This is a genomic window from Methylobacillus arboreus, assembly GCF_020532725.1.
GTDB lineage: Bacteria > Pseudomonadota > Gammaproteobacteria > Burkholderiales > Methylophilaceae > Methylobacillus > Methylobacillus arboreus.
This window is the reverse complement of record NZ_JAJAVC010000005.1, coordinates 1-2,672: the sequence shown is the minus strand read 5'-3', so window position 1 is coordinate 2,672 and position 2,672 is coordinate 1. Positions and strand designations below refer to the sequence as shown.

Below are 2,672 nucleotides of genomic sequence, written 5' to 3'. Positions count from 1 at the left end.
ATCCAGATATTTAATGTAATCTTCATCTGCATAGAAACACACAGATCGGTTATTCCCGCGCTGGATAATGTGTTGCGGAACATTGGGCAAAATAATTCGAGGGCGGCGGGGCATCTTAAACCTTATAGGAGATTGACCTAAATACTGCCATTAATCGTGGTCTGTCCCCTATTGTTATCTTAGTTAGTTATTCTTCAATAGGTTGCTTCAGATTCTCCAGAAATTCAGTGAATGTTTGGGTAAGGGGAATAATTGCCTCTTCATTCAGTCGCTCATGAGAAAAATAGATAACAAACGGAATTTTCTCTATTCGATAATCGAAGCAAATATAATCCCCCGATCCTGTTTCGATTATGGGCACAATTTTCTTTGGTAGTTGATCTCCTAAGTTTTCAATCACTTCGAGGACATTGTTAGGCTGCTCATTACATAAACTTAAAAGTGTCCCAAAATTACCTATACGTACCCTTTCTTTATCAATATACCTAAACTCACACTCGTCTGGATTACTCGCTCCAGAATGATCTTTAACAACAGAGATATAATCAGGTGGAAATTTAACTTCTAGTTGCTGCTCTGTAGCATCAATCTGATGGGTATTAAGTGTTTTCCCAGATTCAAACCATGTTAGGTCTTTCATTCATTTCACCTTAACGGAACCACATTTCAAAACCACCAACATGTCCTGTTTGCTGATGTATCTTAGTTGGAATCAATTGCATACGGCTAATATCCTGATGGTGATGCCAAGTCAAATTTGGAATGTTCGGCTTACCACCTTGAATTGCTCGCAATTGTTGCTCTGTAAATTGAGAGCTACCAACTTCTCCACGGCTGATTGCTTCTCTCAAATCTCGAGTAGCAGCACGCATGTGTGCAGAGCTATTTTCAATAACTGAGTATCTACTAGCAATTCGTGTATCGAATATTGCTACAGAGTCAAAAACAGGGAAGCCACGGCTATCAAAAACAATACCTGAAACCGGATGTCTCGTCCCAGCTAATAACACATTTTTATCCAGTACCGATGGCAATGTAGTTGAAGTAACTTGTCCAGGATATTGCGTCTCCAATAGATATTCTATGCTTCGCGCATTATAGGGCAGTGCTGATCCTGCCTGATTTGCAACACCATTTCTATTTATTAAAGATTTTACCCCAGAAACCGCCTCACCATACAGGCCGGAGAGCGGCTTATTGGCAACATTGGCTACCCAAACTGAAGTAGTTGGGAAAGCTGCCGACAAGCTCTTGCCCAGCCCTCTCAAGATCGGCCCTCCAGTCACAAGCATGGCTGCGCTGATTGTCCCTTGTGGGGCCAGCATGTCATAAGTGGCGCCTTTGGCTGCTTCCCAAGTGGCGCCCCAATTATTGCCTTGGGCTAATTGGGCTTGAATGTTGCTGACAGTGTTTTCCATCACCAACTGATGCACCTGTTGCAGGTTCTCTACAGGGCCGATATAGCCAGCATTCAACTGATCTCTTGCATATACGGCACGCTCAAGATCACTGCGTAGTGCAGCTTCTCTCAGCACATTCGGATCAAAGTGGCTTGTGGCAGCACTAAAACCTCCAGTTGTCTGGTTGTAATCTCCAGCAGTGATTTTTCCTTGAATAATCGAAGCATTGTCAAGATTCAGGGTTGCACTATGGGTTAATGGTAGCTTGGCGATTTTTCGTTCGAGATCAATTTCGTTAACACCATCGTCCCACCACTGATTTTCTAGTTGTGATTGCTGATTGTTTGTCAGAGCAATACCGGAGCTCTCTGCTTTTGTGAGCGTAATTCCTGGGGCCGTATTACTGGAAACCGATCTGCTAAGGATGAGACTAGTTAAAGTATCCGCCGCCACCGCATTCCAGTTGAGCCTGCCGCCCTGGATAGCCACTTGTGTCGTAGCTGCAACCAGTGCACCTGTAGTCGCTCTGGCCAGGTCACTGCCCAACGATTCGCCTATCGGGGCCAAGTTCATCTGATTCGTCAGGGTCTGGGTTGCTGGAGCAGCCACTGCACTGACCGCGACACTGCTCCAGTTGAAGCCACGTTGACTGCCGGTGACATTACCTGCCACCTGGTTGGTGATATTCCGTGCAACGGCATGACCAATGGTATTGCTGCCCGCTATGGCCTTGAATCCACCGCCTGCACCAATACCGGCCGTGATGGCACTAGTGGCTACCGCCCCCCAGGAGAACTTGTCTTGTATACCCATCGCCATGCCAGCAACCTGGCTAACCGCTGAACCAATGGCACCGGCAGCCAATCCTATACTGAGACCAAGCCCTGTGGTGAGCCCTGCGGTTCCTCCCAGAACCGCTAAGCCTGTTGCAAAGGTACCGGCAGCGACACCCCCTGATCCTGCGGCGACAGCCGCTGCGGCAGGTGCCAATGCTCCTGCCGTCAGTACTGTAGCCACAACCGCAATGACCGCCACAATGATCATCCCGGCCCCCCCGCACTTGCCCTTGCTCTTCTTGACATAAGGCACTGGTGCAGTAGGCAAGGTTGGGCTAGTGTCGCCGATGGCTTCGCCTGCATTGTAAGGCCGGAAGGTCGCACTGTTGTTATGGACGTTGGTCACCTTGTTCGGGATGGTGAGGGTCTGGCCTTCAGTGAGGGCCTGGTCGGTGAGCCCATTGGCATCGGCAATCAGGAACCACATCGCCGCATC

General features: G+C 48.2%; 2 protein-coding genes. Both read right to left on the bottom strand.

Translation table 11 applies throughout. The features are described 5' to 3' along the window. Nucleotides 1-187: 187 nt before the first annotated feature. Nucleotides 188-640, bottom strand: a complete 453-nt coding sequence (locus LG198_RS06080; protein WP_230342293.1) for an SMI1/KNR4 family protein — start codon at nt 638-640, stop codon at nt 188-190. A 10-nt stretch (nt 641-650) separates the two neighbouring features. Further along, nucleotides 651-2,672, bottom strand: a 2,022-nt coding sequence (locus tag LG198_RS06075) for an HNH endonuclease (protein WP_230342292.1), incomplete at its 5' end; no start/stop codon positions are given.

Excerpts from the sequence above, each read along its gene's own strand:
- LG198_RS06080 (WP_230342293.1), bottom strand. The coding sequence starts at position 640 with ATGAAAGACCTAACATGGTTTGAATCTGGGAAAACACTTAATACCCAT.